Origin of the sequence: Kitasatospora kazusensis (assembly GCF_039529945.1) — a bacterium.
Classification (GTDB): Bacteria; Actinomycetota; Actinomycetes; order Streptomycetales; family Streptomycetaceae; genus Kitasatospora; species Kitasatospora kazusensis.
Genome location: NZ_BAAANT010000013.1, coordinates 131,261 through 149,242, shown reverse-complemented (window position 1 = coordinate 149,242; position 17,982 = coordinate 131,261). Strand labels below are relative to the sequence as shown.

The following is a 17,982-nucleotide window of genomic DNA, read 5'->3' as shown; positions in this document are numbered from 1 at the left end:
CGCCCACTCCGCCGGCTGGAGCCGCCAGGCCGGACCGGCGACCGTGAGGTCGGGACGGTCGGCCAGGACGGCGTCCACCATCAGGTCGACGAGTTCGGCCTTGCCGGGCACGTAGCGGTAGAGGGCCATCGCCGAGACGCCGAACTCGGCGCCGACCTTCGCCATCGATACGCCGTCGAGGTCACCGAGTACGTCCGCGCCCTGCTCGGCATCGAGAAGGTCCTGCTGGTCGCCAACTCCTTCGGCACCGCCCTCGGGCTCCGCCTGGCCCGCAGCCACCCCGAGCTGTACTCCGCCTACGTCGGCACCGACCAGGACATCAACGCCGGCGGACGCGAGAACTCGGCGTACCGGGCGCTGCTGGAGCGCCTGCGCAAGGCCGGCAAGCACACGGAGCCGGCCGCCGCCACCGCGATGGGCGACGACAAGTCGGCCTGGAGCCCGGAGCAGTGGATCGGCGTGGCCCGCAGCCGCCACAGTCGATCGCGGCGGGACGCCGGGCTGCGACCAACCGGGTGTTCCGGAGCCACCCGGCGGCGGCGGGCGCGGTGTGGCGAGGTGCATCGGGCGATTCGGCGGCCACACTCGTGGTCAGGGTCGGCGCAGGAGGGTCCTGGCGGGCCTTCGAAGCATCCGGTTCGAGCCATCCGGTTCCGAACCGTCCGGACCGCAGCCGCTGCCTGTCGGGGCTCGGGCTTCCCCGATCCGGCGCCACCCGCACCCGACCGCCGGACCACTCGCCCGCCGAGCAACGTCGAGGAAGGCAGAACCCCTGATGAACGAGTCGACGGCAGAACCCCTCCAGCGGGGGAACGGCCCCGGTGCAACCGCGCGGCGCCGCTTCCTCCTCGGCGGCGCCACGGCGCTGGCCGCCGTTCCACTGCTCGGAAGCTCCCGAGCGGTCGCGGAGCCGCGCAGCTTCGCGGAGCCCCGCGGCTTCGCCGAGCCCCGTAGCATCGCCGATCCGTCCCAGCCGCCGGTGCCGGACGCGGACACGCCCGGCCCGGACGAGGCGTTGCAGTGGCTGGTCGACGGCAACCGGCGCTGGGTCTCCGGCCGGCTCCTGCATCCGCATCAGACCGTCGCCCGCCGGCTGGCGGTGGCCGCGGGGCAGCATCCGCTCGCGACCGTCTTCTCGTGCATCGACTCCCGGGTGCCACCCGAGATCGTCTTCGACCGCGGTGTCGGCGACCTGTTCGTCGTGCGGACGGCGGCCCAGACCAACGACGGGCTGATCCAGGGCGCGGTCGAGTACGGCGCCGAGGAAGCGGTGACGCCGCTGGTCGTGGTGATGGGCCATCAGCGCTGCGGCGCGGTCACCCTCGCGGTGGACGTGCTCAACAACGGCACGGAAGTACCGGCGCACCTGGTGGACGTCGTCGAAGCGCTGCGGCCCGCCTACGAGGCGGCCGCGCCTCTGCCGGGCGACCAGGTCGAGAACACGGTCCGGGCCCAGACCCGGCTCACCGTGGACCAGGTACGCGGGGACTCGTTGCTCGCTCCGCTCATCGCCGGGCACAGGACGCGGGTCGTGGGCGCCTACTACTCCCTGGACACCGGGTGCGTGGAGTTCGTACTGCCCTGACGCCCGACCGACCGACCGACCGACCGAGGGCGGGCGGCCGCCGGGGGCGGTCGGCCGGACGACCGCCCCCGGCGTGCCGGAGCTCAGCCCTGTGCGGTCGGCCGGACGACGATGTCGTTCACGTCCACCGTGGCCGGCTGGGCGATCGCGAAGGCGATCGTCTCGCCGACCGCCTCCGGCGGGATCGCGAACTGCTCCTTCCTCGCCGCGAGTTCCGCGCGCACCCGGCGGTCGGGGACGGAGTCGATGAAGTCCGTCCGGACGAATCCGGGTGAGACCGTGGTGACCCGCAGGCTCGCGCCGGCCTCCTGCCGCAGGCCTTCGGTGAGGGTGCGCACGGCGTTCTTGGTCGCGGCGTAGACGGCCTGGTCGGGTACGACCCGCAGGCCCGCCGTCGAGACGACGTGGACGAAGTGGCCGCCGCCCTGCGCGCGGAAGACCGGCAGGGCGGCGGCGATGCCGTACAGCACGCCCTTGAGATTGACGTCGACCATCGCCTCCCAGTCCTCGACCCGAAGGTCGTCGAGCGGGGAGACGGGCCCGATGCCGGCATTGGCGACCAGCACGTCCAGCCGCCCGAACCGCTCGCGCGCGAGTGCCACCAGCGCCGCCAGGTCGGCGCGGCGGGTGACGTCCGTGACCGCCCAGGCGGCCTGGCCGCCCCGCTCCTCGATGCGGGCCGCGAGGTCCCGCAGGCGTTCGGCGCGGCGGGCTCCGAGGACGACCCGGGCTCCGCGTTCGGCCAGCAGCAGGGCGGTGGCCTCGCCTATACCGCTGCTGGCGCCGGTGATGGCGACGACCTTGCCCTCGACTCCGGACATGGGTGTACCCCCTAGACTCGAACCGGACACGTGTCCGGAACTCTCGGACCACCTTAGCGGACACGTGTCCGTTTAGGTCGGAGGCGGCGATCGGAAGGGCGCGGAATGACCCAGAAACCCCAAGAACTCCAGGAACACCAGGAACACCAGGAGCCACAGGGTCACCAGGTGGCACGGCGCGCCGACGCGGAGCAGAACCGCGCGCGCATCCTGGCGGTCGCGCGCGACGCCCTGGCCCGCTCCGGCGACGTCACACTGAAGTCGATCGCCGGGGAGGCCGGCGTCGGGCAGGGCACGCTCTACCGCCACTTCCCCACCCGCGAAGCCCTCGTGCTCGCGGTGTACCGGCACGACGTGAGCGAACTCGTCGACTCGGCACAGGAGTTGCTCGACCAACAGGATCCCTGGCAGGCACTGCTGCTGTGGTTCGACCGGCTGGCAGCGTTCGGCCGCGTGAAACACGGACTCGCCGACGCGCTGGACGCGGCCACCCGGAGCGACCTGTCGGCCGAGTACTACCAGCCGGTGGTCGACGCGATCGACCGGCTGCTGCGCGCCTGCCGACAGGCCGGACTCGTCCGCACCGACGTGGACGCGGCCGACGTCCTGCTGCTGGTCGGCTTCCTGTGGCGCGTCGAATGGGGTGACGACCCGGACCACCGCGCCGGGCGCCTGCTGCGGATCGCCCTGGACGGGCTGCGCACCGGCCCGTCCCCGGCGGCGGGAGCCTGAGCCCGTGGGAACGGGCCTGGACGACTCCAGCGCCGCCGCGTGCCGGATGATGGGAACAGCGGACGTGAGGGGCAGCGCAGTGACAGACAGCGAATCCATCGGGTCGGAGCCGGACCTCCGGTCGGAGCGCGGGGGGCCGGACACCGTCGTGGCCGTCGCCCGGCCTGAGGCCGGGGAAGCCGGAAAGCGCGGGGAGACCGGGGAAGCCGGAAGCGGCGGGGAGACCGGCGAGGCCGGAAACGGCGGGGAGACCGGGGAGGCCGCCGGGGTACCTGTGCCGGGTGCCGAAGCCTCGGGCGGCGGGAGCGCGAGGCCCAGGCGCTCGCTGGTCCGGCGGCTGGCCGTGATCGTCCTCGTCCTCGTGGTCCTGTGCTTCCCGCCCTGGTGGACGTTGTTCGCCTCCGGCGTCGACTGGCCGTTGCCGGTCTTCCTGGCCGGCACGGCGGTCCTCGCCGCCTGGCTGGTCTCCTTCCCGCTGCTGATGATCGCGGGCCACGGGCCACGGCGGGACGACCGGGCCGCCCGCGTCGCGGACACCAGCCTCGGGGTGATCTGGGTGCTGTTCACCTGGTCGGTGCTGGGCGGCCTGGTGGACCTCGGGCTGACCGGGTTCGATGTCGGCGGCACCGGCCGGGCACGGATCGTGGCCGTGGCCGTCGCCCTGGTCTCGGCCGGGCTGCTGGGCTGGGGACACCACGAGGCGATGCGCGTGCCCCGGGTGAAGCGGCTGGACGTCCGCCTCCCGCGGCTCGGCGACGGCCTGGACGGGACCCGGGTCGTGGTGCTGGCCGACACCCACTACGGGCCGATCGACCGGGCGGCCTGGTCGGCGCGGGTGACCGAAGCGGTCAACGCGCTCGACGCGGACGTCGTGGTCCACGCCGGCGACATCGCCGACGGCACCCCCACGCAGCGCCGGGAACAGTCCGCGCCGCTCGGAACGGTCCGGGCACGGCTGGCCAAGGTCTACGTCACGGGGAACCACGAGTACGGCAGCGAGGCCCAGGGCTGGCTGGACCGCATGGCGGATCTGGGCTGGGAACCGCTGCACAACCGCCACGTCGTGGTGGAGCGTGGCGGGGACGCCCTGGTCCTCGCGGGCGTGGACGACGTGACCGCCGAGCACTCCGGCCTCGCCGGACACCGCGCGAACCTGCTCGGCGCGCTGGCGGGGGCCGACCCCGGCCGGCCGGTCCTGCTCGTCGCCCACCAGCCCAAGTACGTCCCGCAGGCCGCTGCCGCCGGCATCGACCTGCAGATCTCCGGGCACACCCACGGCGGGCAGATCTGGCCGTTCAACTTCCTCGTCCGGATCGACCAGCCGGTGGTGCACGGCCTGAGCCGGCACGGAGAGCGCACCCAGCTCTACACCAGCCGGGGCACCGGCTTCTGGGGGCCGCCGTTCCGGGTCTTCGCACCGAGCGAGATCACGCTGCTCACGCTGCGGTCGGGCGGCTAGCCGGCCATCACCCAGCGGCGCCGATCCGCCCGGGGACGCGCGGGGAGCCCGGCCGCCGCACGGGCCGGACCCCGTTTCGGGGTGCGGCCCGTGCGGTGACCGCTACGGCGGGTCAGGGGTTGGGGAGTTGGCCGGGCTTGTCGACGACGGCGGTGCGCTGCACGGTGTCGTTGAACTCGACCTGGGTGGTGCTGCCGGGGCTCAGGATGCGTTCGCCCAGGAAGGCGTGGCTGCTCCGGTCGAAGACGAACTGGATGGTGCCCAGCCGGGGATCGGGCAGGCCGACGGCGACGCCCGGGCGTCCGGCGGCGTCGGTGGCGTTGTCGGAGTAGCTGATGTGGGGGACCTTCGCGGCGACCTTGAACAGCGCGGCCTCCTGGGCGGCGGGGACGTTCTCGACCAGGTCGCGCAACAGGCCCCAGAGCGCGACGTCGGCCTTGGTGCCGTTGTGCTGCTGGTCGCCGAGCACCGCGGGGTCGGCGTAGAGGATCCTCAGGAGGGCGTCGGGGTCGGTCGGGAGCTTCGCCAGCACCAGGTACGGCGCGTCCCGGAGACTGTCGCCGCTCTTGTACGGGTCGATCGGAGAGCTGTGGTCGCCCATGAAGCCACTGGTCCTCACCAGGCCCTGCCGGGTGCCGTCGGCGGAAGTCCAGCTCTGGGTACGGTCGTTCATGCCACTGGTGGTGTGCAGCACGTCGAGGTAGATGTACTGGTCCGGGCGCGGCTTGAGACCCACGACCGTGTGCGCGGTGGCGGCCGCGGTGACCGCCGCGTCGTTGAGCACCTCGGCGGCCTGGGCCGAGGTGTCGGCACCGGCCGGGCCGGCGATCTGGTAGCCGATCACACCGCCCGCCAGCGCCAGCGCGACACCGGCGGAGGCGAGCACGCGGCGGGTGCGCGGCCTGCGGAGCGGACGCCCGCCCTGGCCGGACATCGCGGCCTCCAGGCGCTGACGGCCCTGGAAGCGGGCCTGGGCGGACATCGCCGGGACGTCCTGGCGGAACCGGGCCAGGACGTCGGTGTCGTTCGTGTCGCCGCCGACCGAGAAGGGGTCGTTCGGGCCGGGGTCGTTCGGGCTGCTGGCGTTCATGAGGCGTCCTTGGCTTGGCCGGTCGGGTGGGAGAGGGCGGCGCGCAGGCGTTTGCGGGCCCGGTTGAGACGTGAGCGCACGGTGCCGACGGGGATGTCCAGCGCGCCGGCGATCTCGTCGTAGCCGAGTTCGGCCCAGGCGAAGAGCAGCAGGACGTCGCGCTCCTTGGCGGTCAGGTGCTGCAACGCCCCGGCGACGTCCTGGGCCTGGCCGACGGCGGTGATCCGGCCGGCCACGGCGTCCGCGTGGTCCGGCACGCCCCAGGGGTCGATGCCGGTGCGGGCCATCGCCCGGTACTGGGCGCGCTCGGTGCGCTGGTGGCGGCGGAGCAGGTTGGTGGCGATGCCGTAGAGCCAGGGCAGGGCGTCGTCGCGGTCCGGGTCGTAGCGGCCGCGGATCCGGAACGCGGCCAGGAAGGTCTCGGACGCCAGGTCGTCGGCGACCGGGACGCCGATCCGGCGGGCGAGATAGCGGTGGATCACGGCCGCGTGCCGGTCGTAGATCTCACCGAACCGCTCGGGATCGGCCAGCGAGGCGCCGATGACCAGCGAGTCGGGGACCGCGTGGCCCGGGGCCGGGGCGGTGCCCGGCGCGGTTGTGGTCACCGGGTGCGCTCCGGACGGTCCGCCGTTGTCCGCCTGCTGCTTCGACCGCTGGTCCGCATCGGGTCCTCCTCGTAGTGGGCTGTCACCGGTCATTGCCACGGCGAGGGCAGCGGGTTCGGCGGAATCGGCGGCGACTTCGGGCGGTGCCACCCCTCGGCCGCGACACCGGCCCCGTCACACCCGGGACTTCGCCCGGACGTGCATGCGCTCACCCTGCCTCCCGAAGAGGCTGAGCACCTCGACGGGCCGTCCGTCCGCACTGCTGAACCAGTGGGGCAGCCGGGTGTCGAACTCGGCGACCTCGCCGGGCCCGAGGACCACGTCGTGCTCGGCCAGCACCAGCCGCAGCCGCCCGTCGAGGACGTACAGCCACTCGTAGCCCTCGTGCGTGCGGGGGTCGGGCTCGGCACCCCGGTCGGGAATGATCATCTTGTAGGCCTGGAGCGGGCCGGGGCCCCGGGACAACGGGACGAACGCGCCGCCGTTCGCCAGCGGGCGGGGCGTCAGCCGTACCCGGGGATCTCCCACCTCGGGGGCGCCGACCAGGTCGTCCAGGGGGACGCGGTACGCACTGGCGAGCGGCAGCAGCAGTTCCAGGCTGGGGCGGCGCTGTCCGGACTCCAGCCGGGAGAGGGTGCTCTTGGAGATCCCGGTCGTCTCGGCGAGCGCCGCCAGGGTGAGGCCGCGCGCGGCGCGCAGCCGCCTGAGCCGGGGGCCGACCTCGTCGAGGACCGCCTGGTGGGACGGCGGCGGGTCGACGGGGCCGTCCGGGTGGCTGTCCAGGTGACGGTGCGGGCGGCCGTGCGGGCGGCCGTCTCCGCGAGCGTCGGCGGGAGTGTCCGTGGGGGTGTCCGTGCGGGTGTCCCGGTGGGTGTCCATGCGGGCATTTCACTCCGCCGTCCCGGAACCGGCAACAAGAGTTGCCGGTTCCCTCCGGGCGGGTGCACGCTCCCCGTCATGAACGCACACAGCGGATCCGGGCACGGACACCACCACCATCACCAGGCAGCCACCGACATCGACTGGGAGGTCATGGCCGCCCACCTGGAGAGCAACGGCGAGCTCCAGCTCCCGGTGCTGCGCCTCACCGCGGCCCGCCTGCGGGAGCTGCTCGGCCCGGACCGGGAGGTCCGGCGCGTCCTCGACATCGGCAGCGGGCCGGGCGTGATGACCTGCGTACTCGCCGAGGAGTTCGCGGGCGCCGAGGTGGTCGCCGTGGACGGCACGCCCGGACTGCTGGACCGCACCCTGGCCCGCGCCGAGCGGCTCGGCCTCGGCAGCAGGGTGAGCGCGCGGCACGCGGAGCTGCCCGGCGGCCTGGACGGCGACGGCGCACCGGAGGGAGGCGGCGTCGGCCCGGCGGACCTGGTCTGGAGCAGCAAGACCGTGCACCATCTCGGCGACCAGCAGGGCGCGTTGAACGCGCTGGCCGGCCTGCTGCGGCCCGGCGGGCTGCTCGCCGTGGCGGAGGGCGGCCTGCCGATGCGCTTCCTCCCGCGCGACATCGGGATCGGCCGGCCGGGCCTGCAGGCGCGGTTGGACGCCGTCCACGAGCACTGGTTCGACCTGATGCGGGCCGAGCTGCCCGGCAGCACCCCCGTGGTCGAGGACTGGCCCGCGATGCTCGGCCGCGCCGGGCTCTCCGGCACGGGCGGCTTCACCTTCCTGCTCGACCTGCCGGCGCCGCTGGGCGATCCGGCCCGCGCCTTCCTGCACGCCTACCTGACCCGGCTGCGGGAGGCCGCGAGCGAGCTCCTGGACGCGGCGGACCTCAGGACCCTCGACGTGCTGCTCGACCCCGCCGCACCCGAGGGCCTGCTGCTGCGGCCCGACGTCTTCCTGCTCTGGGCCACCACGGTCTTCACCGGCGTGCGCCTGCCCAGGTAGCCGTGGGGAAGGCTCCCGGAAAACCTTCTCGGACTCGTGCAACCTGCCAGGTACAGCGGGAGTACTTATGGGTGGAGAGGCGCCGCTCCCCCGTTCATCCCTTCACGACCGAGGAGAGTCATGTCCCTGCCTTCCCTGCCCCGGGCCAAGCGGATCACGGTGATCGCGGCGGTGGCCGCCCTGGCCGGCCTCGCCCTGAGCACCTCCGCCATCGCGTCGACCGCCGGTACCACCGGAGCACCGGCCGCCAGGCCGGGCACCGCGCCCGCCGCCGCAGCCGCAGTCGTCGCCGTGGCCCCGCAGGCCGCCGCAGCCGCGCCCGCCGCCGCCAAGCCGTCGGGCCCGGTGTCGCGGACCGTCGGCAAGGGCGTGCTGGACGGCCGCTCCTGGTCGGTGACGCTGACGTACTACCCGACGGAGCCCGCGAACTACCCGACGGGCCCGGCCCACCGCGGCCTGGTCTGCCTGAACACCGTCGTCGGCGGCCAGGCCGCCGACCCGTACGGCGACTGCGCCACCGTCAGCGGCCCCACCGACAGCAGCCTGTCCGGCATGTACGGGGAGCACACCCTCCCCGACGGCGCCAGCATCTTCGTCGCCCAGCCCAAGGCCGCCGTCGCCTCCGCCACCATGACCTTCACCGACGGCCGCACCACCACCGCCAAGACGGTCACCCTCCCCGGCACCGCCTTCACCGCCTACGTCGTCCCCGTCCCGGCCGCCCTCCACATGAGCAGCCTCGACGAGTACGACGCCCAGCACCACGTCGTCGGCCACCAGGCACTCTGACCGCACCACCCGATCGCAAGGATGCTCCTTCGTGCGTAGTGGCACAGACCGCGGTGACCTGCACCGCGCCCGCACGGGCCGCGCCGGCACCGGACGTGCCGACGGCGGTCCGGGCGGCACGTCCCGGGGCGGCGACGACGCCCGGTTCAGCGAGTACGTGGTGGCCCGGTGGGGGGCGCTGGTCCAGACGGCCTACCTGCTCACCGGTGACTTCCACGAGGCCGAGGACCTGGTGCAGACCACGCTCGCGAAGGTGTATCCGCAGTGGCGACGGATCCGGGCCGAGACGGCCGCGAGCTACCTGCGGCGTGCGCTGGTGAACAACAACCGCAGCCGGGTCCGGCGGCGCAGGGTCGGCCACCTGCTGATGCCCTTCCTCCCGGACACCCCGGCACCGGCCGCCGCCGCCCCCGGCGAGGACCGCGACCCTTTGGTCGCGGCCCTCGCCGGGCTGCCCGAGCGCCAGCGGGCGGTGGTCGTCCTGCGGTACTGGGAGGACCTCAGCGTCGAGGAGGTCGCCTTCGAACTCGGTTGCAGCGTGGGCACGGTGAAGAGCCAGGCGTCCCGTGCGCTCGGCAAGCTCCGGGCCGATCCGACCCTCACCGACCATGCCGCCGACCTCCTGGGAGCCACCCGATGACGGATCAGCTGGAAGCCGCACTCGCCCGGTCGGCCGGGCGGATCACTCCGTCCCCCGCGCCCGTCCTGGAGATCCTGCACGCCGGACGGGCCCGGCGAGCGGGCCGGCGGGCGCTGATGGCGACGGCGGCCTGCGCGGTGGGCGCCGTCCTCGCCCTGGGCTGGGCCGTGAAACCCCTGGTCGACCACGGTGCCGCCCCGGCGGGGCAGCAGTCGGCCGGAGCCGGGGTCTCGCGGACGGTGGGCCAGGGCGTACTGGACGGCCGCTCCTGGTCGGTGACGCTGACGTACTACCCGACGGAGCCCGCCGACTACCCGACGGGCCCGGCCCACCGCGGGCTGGTCTGCCTGAAGACCGTCGTGGCCGGCACGCCCACCGACCCCTACGGGAACTGCGCCGGCGTCGCCGGACCCACCGCCACCGGCCCGGCCGGCCTGTACGGGGATCAGACCCTCCCCGACGGCGGCACCCTTTTCATCGCCCAGCCCAAGGCCGCCGTCGCCTCCGCCACCATGACCTTCACCGACGGCCGCACCACCACCGCCAAGACGGTCACCCTCCCCGGCACCGCCTTCACCGCCTACGTCGTCCCCGTCCCGGCCGCCCTCCACATGAGCAGCCTCGACGAGTACGACGCCCAGCACCACGCCGTCGGCCACCAGGCACTCTGACCCCGGCGGCAACCCGGGCCGCGTCCCGGCGGCGGCCCCGACAACAACTCCGGCAACGACCCCGGCGGCACCGGACGGGCTCCCCGGAACCGTCCCGACCCCGACACATCGTCATGAACCGGATAATTGCCGGCAACTCATCGGCCGACCTGAAACGATCCGGACATGTCGCGCACATTCGAGGATCTGGTGGCCGAGGCCGACTCCGTCCCGGTGGACGGCTGGGACTTCTCCTGGCTGGCCGGCCGGGCCGTCGAGCGGCGCCCGTCCTGGGGGTACCAGCGGGCCATGGGTGAGCGGCTGGGCCGGGCGTCCGCCGCGCTGGACATCCAGACCGGCGGGGGCGAGGTGCTGGCCGGGGCGCCGAAGCTGCCGAAGCTGACGGTGGCCACCGAGTCCTGGCCGCCGAACGTCGCGAAGGCGACCCGGCTGCTGGGCCCGCGCGGGGTCGTGGTGGTCGCGGACCGCGACGAGCCACCGCTGCCGTTCGCCGACGAGGCCTTCGACCTGGTGACCAGCCGTCACCCGGTGACCGTCTGGTGGGACGAGATCGCCCGCGTCCTGCAGCCCGGCGGTACCTACTTCTCCCAGCAGGTCGGCCACTCCAGCGTCTTCGAGCTGGTGGAGTACTTCCTCGGCCCGCAGACCGAGGAGACCCGCCGCGCGCGGCACCCCGACGACACCCGACGCAAGGCCGAAGCGGCCGGGCTGGACGTCCTCGACCTGCGGTTCGAGTCGCTGCGCACCGAGTTCTACGACGTCGGCGCGGTGGTCTACTTCCTCCGCAAGGTGATCTGGATGGTCCCCGGCTTCACCGTCGACCGGTACCGCGACCGGCTCCGGGAGCTGCACGAGCGGATCCGGGCCGAGGGCCCGTTCGTCGCCCACTCGACCCGCTTCCTCATCGAGGCCCGCAAGCCCGCGTGAGCGGCCCGCCCGGCGGCGGGGCGGCGCGCCGCCGGGCAGTGCAGTGGGGCGGGCCGTGGGGCGGGCCTGCTCCCCGCTCTGTTGCACGCCCGTGACTGGCGCCCGACAGTTCCCGGACGGCCGACTGCCACGCTTCTCTCATCGCAACTGAGCAGCAACCGGTCGACGGGGCGGATCCGGCCCTGGAAAACGACGGCGCGGCTCCGCGAACGAGAGCACACACGCCGTCGCCGTTCCTGGGGGGAACCACTCATGTCCGCTCGTACCCGCCGCCGCACCGCCGCCGCCATCACCCTGACCGCCGCCGTCACCGCAGGCGCCGCCCTGCTGACCGGCTGCGGACCGACCTCCGCCGCCGCTGCCACCGTCGCCGCCCCGACCACCCCCGGCGGTACGCAGTCCGGCGTCCCGGGCACCGCCCCGAGCAGCGCCGTGAGCACCCCGGCCACCGCCCCCGGCACCGCACCGAGCGGGACCACCGCCACCCCGGGCGCACCGGCCACGCCCACGGGCGCCGCCCCCGTCCGGAGCACCGCACCGGCCCGGAACGGGACCGCGCACAACGGGCTGACCATCAGCAACGGCACCACCCGCGTCCTGATGAACGGCACCTCGGTCGACTTCCACACCGTCGTCCGGGACCTCGCCTGGTCCCCGGACGGCAGCAGGGCCGCCTTCATCGACGGCGCGGGCAACCTCGACACCGCCAACCCCGACGGCAGCGGGCGCGTCCTGGTCGCCGTCGCCCCCGGCGGGCAGAGCTGGTCGCACCCGACCTGGCAGGTGCGGGCCGCCGACGCGCAGTACCAGCTCCCCCTGAAGAACAACATCATCTTCGCCGCCGCCCAGGGCGGCGTCTCCCGGCTGGAGACCGTGCCGGCCACCGCCGTCCACGGCACGCCCACCACGCTGTCGCTGGACGCCGAGGGCGGCATGCCCGCCGACGCGCCGCCGCAGACCGGCAACACCTGGCCGAACGGCGGCGGCAAGTACGGCAACGCGGTCTACGCGAACAGCAACGGCGACGTCTACGTCCGCGACGACTACCTGCGCGAGCAGGTCAGCATGGTCACCGCCGGCTCCCAGCCCGCGCTGTCCCCCGACGCCATGACCGTCGCCTTCGTCCGCTCCGTCGACGGGCACGACCACATCTTCCGGAGCAGCTGGGACCACAAGGCCACGGACCTCACCCCGCACGCCACCACCGACTACACCGAGCCCACCTGGTCCCCGGACGGCAAGACCCTCGCCGTCCGGACGCCCCACGGTGTCGCGACGCTCCCGTCGGACGGCTCCGCCGCCCCGACCGTCGTCTCCGACTACCCGGGCCTGCCCGCCTACCGGGGCTGATTCCGTTCCCGCTCGGGGCGGGCCAGTTCGGCGCGCAGCTCGTCGAGGTGCGTCTCGGCCGTGTCGTGCGGCCGGAACTCGACCAGGTCGACGAAGCGGAACAGCACCTGGGTGCCGGTGACCGCGAACTCGTAGTCGCCGAACCCCACCACCGCGCCCAGCCCGCCCCGCGCGGCTCCCCGGACGACGTGCGCGGTCAGCTCGTCCGGCTGCACGGCGGTCGTACCGCGCCGCGCGTTCGGGCGGGCCAGGTAGGGGCAGACCATCGAGGCGTACAGCATGCAGGCGCGGTGCCCCGGCCCCTCCAGGGTCGGGGCCAGGTTGCGGTAGGGCCGCCCGGCCGCCAGCGCCTCGCCGATCGCGGCGCTCTCCGCCGCGCCCACCACCCGCCAGACCGGCCCGCGCGGCATCAGCGTGTTGCAGACCGAGCACAACCGCATCCGCGCGCACTCCGCGCTGCGGGCGTAGTCGGTCAGCGCGAACCGCGGCTCGTCCCCCTCCCACGGGGTGATGGCCGGCACCGGGTAGCCCCGGACGTCACGGGGCCGCAGCTGGACGGACGTTGGCATCGGAACCGAGTCGAAACGCACCCCCCATGCCTACCAGGCGGCGGCGCCCCGCACACCACCGCCCCCGCACGGACGCGTGTTGCGGCCCGGCCGGGCGAGGGGGTCCCGGCGTCAGCTGCCCATCACCGCACCACCGTTGACCCCGATCACCTGGCCCGTGAGGTAGCCCGCCGCCGGGGAGGCGAGGTAGCCGATGGCTCCGGCGACGTCCTCGGGGGTACCCGCGCGGCCGACCAGGGTGTCGGCGACCTTCGCGGCGTGGAACTCCTCGCTCCACCCGTCGCCGAAGATCTCGGTCTCGGCCACGTACCCGGGGGCGAGCACGTTGACGGTGATGCCCTCCGGGCCCAACTGCCGGGCCAGGCCGAAGGCCCACCCGTGCAGCGCGGCCTTGGCCGCCGCGTACGGACCGGCCGAGTGCGCCCCGGCCCCGCCGCGCTGGCCCGCCGCCGAGCTGACCACCACCAGCCGCCCGCCGGGCTGGCGCAGCTGCCCGAGCAGCGCGGTGGTGAGCAGGACGGCCGTCAGCAGGTTGCCGTCCAGCCCGCGCCGCCACGCCTCGGCCACCGCGGCCAGGCTGTCGTCGGCCGGTGCGGCGACGAGCGCTCCGGCGTTGTTGACCAGGACGTCGACGGGCCCGAGCGCCGCGATGGCGCCGGCCGCCCGGGCGACCTGCTCCGGGTCGGTGAGGTCGACGGCCAGCGGGATCACCCGGGGGCCGCCCACCGCGGCGTCGACCTCCTTGCGGGTCTGCTCCAGCGGTTCGGCCCGCCGCCCGAGCACGACCACCCGGCAGCCGGCCTCCGCCAGCTGCCGGGCGGTCGCCCGGCCGATCCCCGTACCGCCGCCCGACACCACGGCCAGTCGGTCGGCTGTCTTCACGTCCACCACGGATCCCCCCAGGGCAGGTGTGTCAGCGCGTGCTGTTGCGGTAGAAGGGCGCGTCGTCGGGGCCGGTGAAGGCCGGACGGTGCCAGGTGGCGGGGCGCAGCGAGGCGGCGATCCCGTCGGCGACGCCGAGGACGGAGGCGAACAGCGCCATCCGGGTCGGGATGCCCGCGTCGGTCTGCCGGAAGATCGCCAGCCGGGGGTCGCCGTTGAGGTCGGCGGACAGGTCGTTGGAGCCGGGGCGGCTGTCGCGCGGGAGCGGGTGCATGATCACCGCGTCGGCGCGGCAGACCCGGTTGACCAGGCTGCTGTCGATCCGGAAGTCGTCGCTGTACGGCATCGGCTTGTCCGCGAAGCGCTCGGTCTGGAGCCGGGTCGTGTAGACCACGTCGGCGTCCTTCAGGGCGGTCGCGGGCTGGTCGCTCTCCTCGATCCGGTGGCCCCGGGCGGCCGCCAGCTCCAGCAGCGGCGCGGGCATGCCGAGTTCCGCCGGGGAGACGCAGGCGATGGTCATCGAGTCGTAGCGGGAGAGCAGCTTCATCAGCGAGTGCACGGTGCGGCCGTGGCGCAGGTCGCCGACCAGCGCGATCCGGCGGCCGTCCATGGTCTTGCCGAGCCGGGCGAACTCGCGGTGCAGGGTGAACATGTCGAGCAGTGCCTGGGTCGGGTGCTCGCCCGCGCCGTTGCCCGCGTTGACCACGGGCGTGTTGGTGGCGGCGGCGAACTCGTGGATGGACTCCACCTCGGGGTGCCGCATCACCACCAGGTCGCAGTAGCCGCCGACCACCCGGCCGGTGTCGGCCAGCGACTCGCCCTTGGACATCGAGGTGACCTCGGAGCCGGTGGTGCTGCTGACCGCGCCGCCGAGCCGCAGGAAGGCCGATTCGCAGCTCAGCCGGGTGCGGGTGCTCGCCTCGAAGAACAGGCTGGCCATCACCGCGCCCTCCAGCACCCGGGTGACCTGCTCGCCCCGGGCGACCGGTACCAGGAGGTCCGCCAGTCGGAAGAGCCGCTCCAACTCGTCCCGGTCGAAGAGATCGCTGGAGAGGATGTGCTTTCCGGTCAGTGACATGGCGGCTCTGACTTCCTGGCTAGTACTCGGCTGAGGCGCTCGGCTGTGGCACTCGGCGCGGAACAGTCTACGTGGGCGGGGGATTGTCGGAATTGTCCGGAAAGGCATTTCGCCGCCCCCGGTGGCGCGCAGGACTGCGCCATCCATCGACCCGGCCGCCGGGCGCCCGTAGAGTCGTTCCCATGGCGACAGAGCACCCCAGCACACTCGACCCGGCCCGGATGATCGCCGAGGCGCGCAAGGCGTTCTTCGTGATGTTCGCGCTGCTCTGCGTGGTCTGGGCGGTGCAGCTCGCCAACTGGGCCGACAGCTACCGGCTGTCGCTCGACTTCGGCATCATGGCGCACCAGCCCGGGCGGCTGCCCGACGTGCTCACCGCCCCCTTCCTGCACGCCAACTGGCGCCACCTGGAGGGCAACTCCGGCCCGCTCTTCGTCTTCGGCTTCCTGGCCGCCTACCGGGGCGTCAGCCGCTTCCTGGGGCTGACCCTGCTGGTGGTGGTGACCAGCGGCCTGGCCGTCTGGCTGTTCGAACGGGGCGAGGTGGTCACGGTCGGCGCGAGCGGCGTGATCTACGGCTACTTCGGCTACGTGGTGCTGCGCGGCCTGTTCGACCGGAACCTGATCGACACCCTGATCGGCCTGGTGATGGGCGCGTCCTTCGCCTACATCCTCACCACCGCCGTGCCGGGCACCCCGGGCGTCAGCTGGCTCGCCCACCTGGGCGGGCTGGCGGGCGGCCTCGCGGGCGCGTGGATCTTCCGCGACCGGGGCCCGGAGCGCGCCGCCCTCGCCCGGCCCGCCGCCGCCTCCGCCACTGCCGCCTCCGCCGCCGTCCCGGGGCAGCCGGACGGGCCGGTGTCGAGCGCCGACCCGTCCCGGGCACAGCTGCTGAAGGACCTGGACGACCTCGGCCTGTAACGCCGGCGAGGGGGCGCGGGCCGGCCCAGTGGGTCTAGACCAATCCCGAAGCCTCGGGCTAGCGTGGGGCCACCGCCCGCCCAGCACCACCTGCCCCGGAGCCGCCTCGTGGAGTCCTCAGTCCTCGCCTTCGCGACCGACCTGATCGACGAGGGCCCCGACACCTTCTTCGGCAACCTCACCGACCGGGCGGGCGTCGGCGGCGTGACGCTGGCCTCGGTCTACCACGAGGCCCGCGACGTCTTCCCGCACAACCCGCACCGGGTGGTCCGCTACCTGGAGCCCGGCGCCGCGTACTTCCGCCCGGACCGGGCCCGCTGGGCCGGCCGCCGGCTGGCCCCGACGCCGTCCACCGCGATCGGCGACCGCGACCCGTTCGCCGAGGCGGCCGGGCAGGCGCAGCGGCGCGGGCTGAAGCTGCACGCCTGGACGGTGTTCTGCCACAACGACCGGCTCGGCTTCGAACACCCCGACTGCGCTCCCGCCAACGCCTTCGGCGACCGCCACCTGACCGAGCTCTGCCCGGCCAACCCCGAGGTGCGCGAGTACGCGACCACGCTGGTGGGCGAGTTCGCCCGGTACGGGGTGGACGCGATCCGCGCCGAGTCGCTGCACTTCCACGGGCTGCGCCACGGCTACCACCACGAGCGCTACTTCGAGGAGCTCGGCCCCGTCACCGAGGCGCTGCTCGGGCTGTGCTTCTGCGACCACTGCCGGGCCAACGCGGTGTCGGCGGGCGTCCCGGCCGAGGAGGTCCGGACGGCCGTCCGGGTCGAGCTGCGGGCCCGGCTGGCCGACGAGGACCGGGCCGTCGAGCCCGCCGCGCTGGACGGGCTGGCGGGCGGCGCGGTGGCCGCGTACGTCGACGCCGCCGCGCTGAGCGTGACCTCGCTGACGGCCGAGGTGGCCGAGGCGGCGGCCGGGCTCGGCATGCGGCTGACCTTCATGGACGGCGGCGGCCCGGGCAAGGGCTGGCTGTCGGGCATCGACCTGCCCGCGCTCGGCAAGGCCGCCCACCAGATCGAGACCCTCGGCTACGCGAAGACCCCGGAGGCCGTCCGCGAGAAGATCGCCGCGTTCGCCCTGCACGGGGTCCGCCCGGAGGAGATGGCGGTCATCCTGCGCCCGATGACCCAGGACTGCGACGGCCCGGCCAACCTCGCCGCGAAGATCGCGACCCTGCGCGGACTCGGGGTCCCGGAGGTCGAGTTCTACCACTACGGCCTGATGCGGCTCGCCTCGCTGGACCGGATCGGTACGGCGCTGCACGGCTAGGGCCGCCGCACGGCGGGAGCCGTCACGCGGACATGACGATTGTCATGCCGGACAGGTGACCGGAGCTCCTGCCGCCGGTGCCCCCGCGGCCCGCACAATCATGGTCATCACCACGACCACGGGGGAACAGACCATGAGCAGCACCGGCACAGAGCTCACCGTCCAGGCCGCGCCGGCCGACCGGACCCGCCAGGCCGAACCGGGCACCCCGGGCACCCCGGCCGCCCCGGGCAGCCGGGCCGACGGGGCCGACCAGGCCGTCGCGACGCCGCCGGCGGCCGCCGACCTCCGGATCCCGCTCTGGTTCTTCTGCTTCGAGGGCGCGCTGGCCGGCGCCTTCGACGTGCTCAAGGCCTTTCCGGCCGCCTGGCCGGTGCTGGTCCTGCTCATCGCCGTCAACATCACCGTGTCGCTGACGATGATGCGCGGGCGGCTGAAGCTCGCCAAAGCGCTGTGGCGGGGAAAGGAGACCCGGAAGATCGTCATCGGTCTGCTCGTCCTGCGTCTCGGCAGCCACCTCGCGCTCAAGGCCGTGGGCCTCGGCATCACCTCGACGCTCGGCCACCTGGTGTTCGCGCTGGTCATGAGCGGTGTGACGGTCGCCGTGCTCGCCTTCTCGCAGCGGATGGCGCTGCGCGCGCTGGCCCGCTAGTCCGGTGGGCCGCCCGTCCCGCCGGGAGAGCCCGGCGGGACGGGTCGCGG

Annotated in this window: 19 protein-coding genes; 12 read left to right on the top strand and 7 right to left on the bottom strand. The window is 74.1% G+C overall.

The genetic code is table 11. From position 1 onward, the window contains the following. Window positions 1–775 precede the first annotated feature (775 nt). A complete protein-coding gene (locus ABD330_RS14345; RefSeq protein ID WP_344464762.1) occupies window positions 776–1,585 on the top strand; it encodes a carbonic anhydrase in 810 nt (269 codons plus the stop codon). An 83-nt stretch (window positions 1,586–1,668) separates the two neighbouring features. Here ABD330_RS14345 and ABD330_RS14340 read toward each other — a convergent pair whose 3' ends face one another. Then, window positions 1,669–2,406, bottom strand: coding sequence for an SDR family oxidoreductase (locus ABD330_RS14340; RefSeq protein WP_344464760.1), 738 nt, complete (start codon window positions 2,404–2,406; stop codon window positions 1,669–1,671). A 105-nt stretch (window positions 2,407–2,511) separates the two neighbouring features. Here ABD330_RS14340 and ABD330_RS14335 point away from each other — a divergent pair, with 105 nt between their 5' ends. Continuing rightward, window positions 2,512–3,138, top strand: a complete 627-nt coding sequence (locus ABD330_RS14335) for a TetR/AcrR family transcriptional regulator (protein WP_344464758.1) — start codon at window positions 2,512–2,514, stop codon at window positions 3,136–3,138. Window positions 3,139–3,412: 274 nt separating this feature from the next. Then, window positions 3,413–4,597 (top strand): metallophosphoesterase, encoded by a 1,185-nt coding sequence (locus tag ABD330_RS14330; RefSeq protein ID WP_344464788.1) that lies wholly within the window; start codon window positions 3,413–3,415, stop codon window positions 4,595–4,597. A gap of 112 nt (window positions 4,598–4,709) precedes the next feature. Here ABD330_RS14330 and ABD330_RS14325 read toward each other — a convergent pair whose 3' ends face one another. The 3 genes from ABD330_RS14325 to ABD330_RS14315 form a co-directional block, all read right to left on the bottom strand. Next, complete coding sequence (locus ABD330_RS14325; RefSeq protein ID WP_344464756.1) at window positions 4,710–5,687, bottom strand: CU044_5270 family protein; 978 nt, start codon at window positions 5,685–5,687, stop codon at window positions 4,710–4,712. Next, the gene (locus ABD330_RS14320; protein WP_344464754.1) at window positions 5,684–6,292 is read right to left on the bottom strand and encodes an RNA polymerase sigma factor; all 609 of its coding nucleotides are present in this window, start codon (window positions 6,290–6,292) and stop codon (window positions 5,684–5,686) included. Before ABD330_RS14320 ends, ABD330_RS14325 begins: the two co-directional genes overlap by 4 nt. Before the next feature lie 174 nt (window positions 6,293–6,466). Continuing rightward, the gene (locus tag ABD330_RS14315; protein WP_344464752.1) at window positions 6,467–7,171 is read right to left on the bottom strand and encodes a helix-turn-helix domain-containing protein; all 705 of its coding nucleotides are present in this window, start codon (window positions 7,169–7,171) and stop codon (window positions 6,467–6,469) included. A 78-nt stretch (window positions 7,172–7,249) separates the two neighbouring features. Between ABD330_RS14315 and ABD330_RS14310 the strand changes: the two genes are divergently transcribed. The 6 genes from ABD330_RS14310 to ABD330_RS14285 all read left to right on the top strand — a co-directional run bounded on the left by ABD330_RS14310 (window position 7,250) and on the right by ABD330_RS14285 (window position 12,556). Then, window positions 7,250–8,179: a class I SAM-dependent methyltransferase gene (locus ABD330_RS14310; protein ID WP_344464750.1), complete on the top strand. Its 930-nt coding sequence runs from the start codon at window positions 7,250–7,252 to the stop codon at window positions 8,177–8,179. A gap of 120 nt (window positions 8,180–8,299) precedes the next feature. After that, the gene (locus tag ABD330_RS14305) at window positions 8,300–8,968 is read left to right on the top strand and encodes a hypothetical protein (RefSeq protein WP_344464747.1); all 669 of its coding nucleotides are present in this window, start codon (window positions 8,300–8,302) and stop codon (window positions 8,966–8,968) included. 157 nt (window positions 8,969–9,125) lie between these two features. Continuing rightward, a complete protein-coding gene (locus ABD330_RS14300; RefSeq protein ID WP_425555531.1) occupies window positions 9,126–9,608 on the top strand; it encodes a SigE family RNA polymerase sigma factor in 483 nt (160 codons plus the stop codon). Then, a complete protein-coding gene (locus tag ABD330_RS14295; protein WP_344464742.1) occupies window positions 9,605–10,279 on the top strand; it encodes a hypothetical protein in 675 nt (224 codons plus the stop codon). The genes ABD330_RS14300 and ABD330_RS14295 overlap by 4 nt, the downstream gene beginning before the upstream one ends. A 165-nt stretch (window positions 10,280–10,444) precedes the next feature. Next, window positions 10,445–11,206, top strand: a complete 762-nt coding sequence (locus ABD330_RS14290) for a class I SAM-dependent methyltransferase (protein WP_344464740.1) — start codon at window positions 10,445–10,447, stop codon at window positions 11,204–11,206. A 252-nt stretch (window positions 11,207–11,458) separates the two neighbouring features. Further along, window positions 11,459–12,556 carry a hypothetical protein gene (locus ABD330_RS14285; protein WP_344464738.1) on the top strand — a complete coding sequence of 366 codons (1,098 nt, stop codon included), beginning with the start codon at window positions 11,459–11,461 and terminating at the stop codon, window positions 12,554–12,556. Here ABD330_RS14285 and ABD330_RS14280 read toward each other — a convergent pair. The 3 genes from ABD330_RS14280 to pyrB form a co-directional block, all read right to left on the bottom strand. Next, window positions 12,544–13,125: a hypothetical protein gene (locus ABD330_RS14280; protein WP_344464736.1), complete on the bottom strand. Its 582-nt coding sequence runs from the start codon at window positions 13,123–13,125 to the stop codon at window positions 12,544–12,546. The two genes, ABD330_RS14285 and ABD330_RS14280, sit on opposite strands and share 13 nt — an antisense overlap. A 111-nt stretch (window positions 13,126–13,236) precedes the next feature. Then, window positions 13,237–14,013: an SDR family NAD(P)-dependent oxidoreductase gene (locus tag ABD330_RS14275; protein WP_344464734.1), complete on the bottom strand. Its 777-nt coding sequence runs from the start codon at window positions 14,011–14,013 to the stop codon at window positions 13,237–13,239. A gap of 25 nt (window positions 14,014–14,038) precedes the next feature. Next, the gene (gene pyrB, locus ABD330_RS14270) at window positions 14,039–15,085 is read right to left on the bottom strand and encodes an aspartate carbamoyltransferase (protein ID WP_344464732.1); all 1,047 of its coding nucleotides are present in this window, start codon (window positions 15,083–15,085) and stop codon (window positions 14,039–14,041) included. Between the two features lie 182 nt (window positions 15,086–15,267). Between pyrB and ABD330_RS14265 the strand changes: the two genes are divergently transcribed. The 3 genes from ABD330_RS14265 to ABD330_RS14255 all read left to right on the top strand — a co-directional run bounded on the left by ABD330_RS14265 (window position 15,268) and on the right by ABD330_RS14255 (window position 17,932). Next, entirely contained in the window at window positions 15,268–16,005 is a 738-nt protein-coding gene (locus ABD330_RS14265; protein ID WP_344464730.1) for a rhomboid family intramembrane serine protease, read from the top strand. A gap of 108 nt (window positions 16,006–16,113) precedes the next feature. After that, entirely contained in the window at window positions 16,114–17,280 is a 1,167-nt protein-coding gene (locus ABD330_RS14260) for a glycoside hydrolase family protein (RefSeq protein ID WP_344464728.1), read from the top strand. A 133-nt stretch (window positions 17,281–17,413) separates the two neighbouring features. Beyond that, a complete protein-coding gene (locus ABD330_RS14255; RefSeq protein WP_344464726.1) occupies window positions 17,414–17,932 on the top strand; it encodes a hypothetical protein in 519 nt (172 codons plus the stop codon). Window positions 17,933–17,982: the final 50 nt, after the last annotated feature.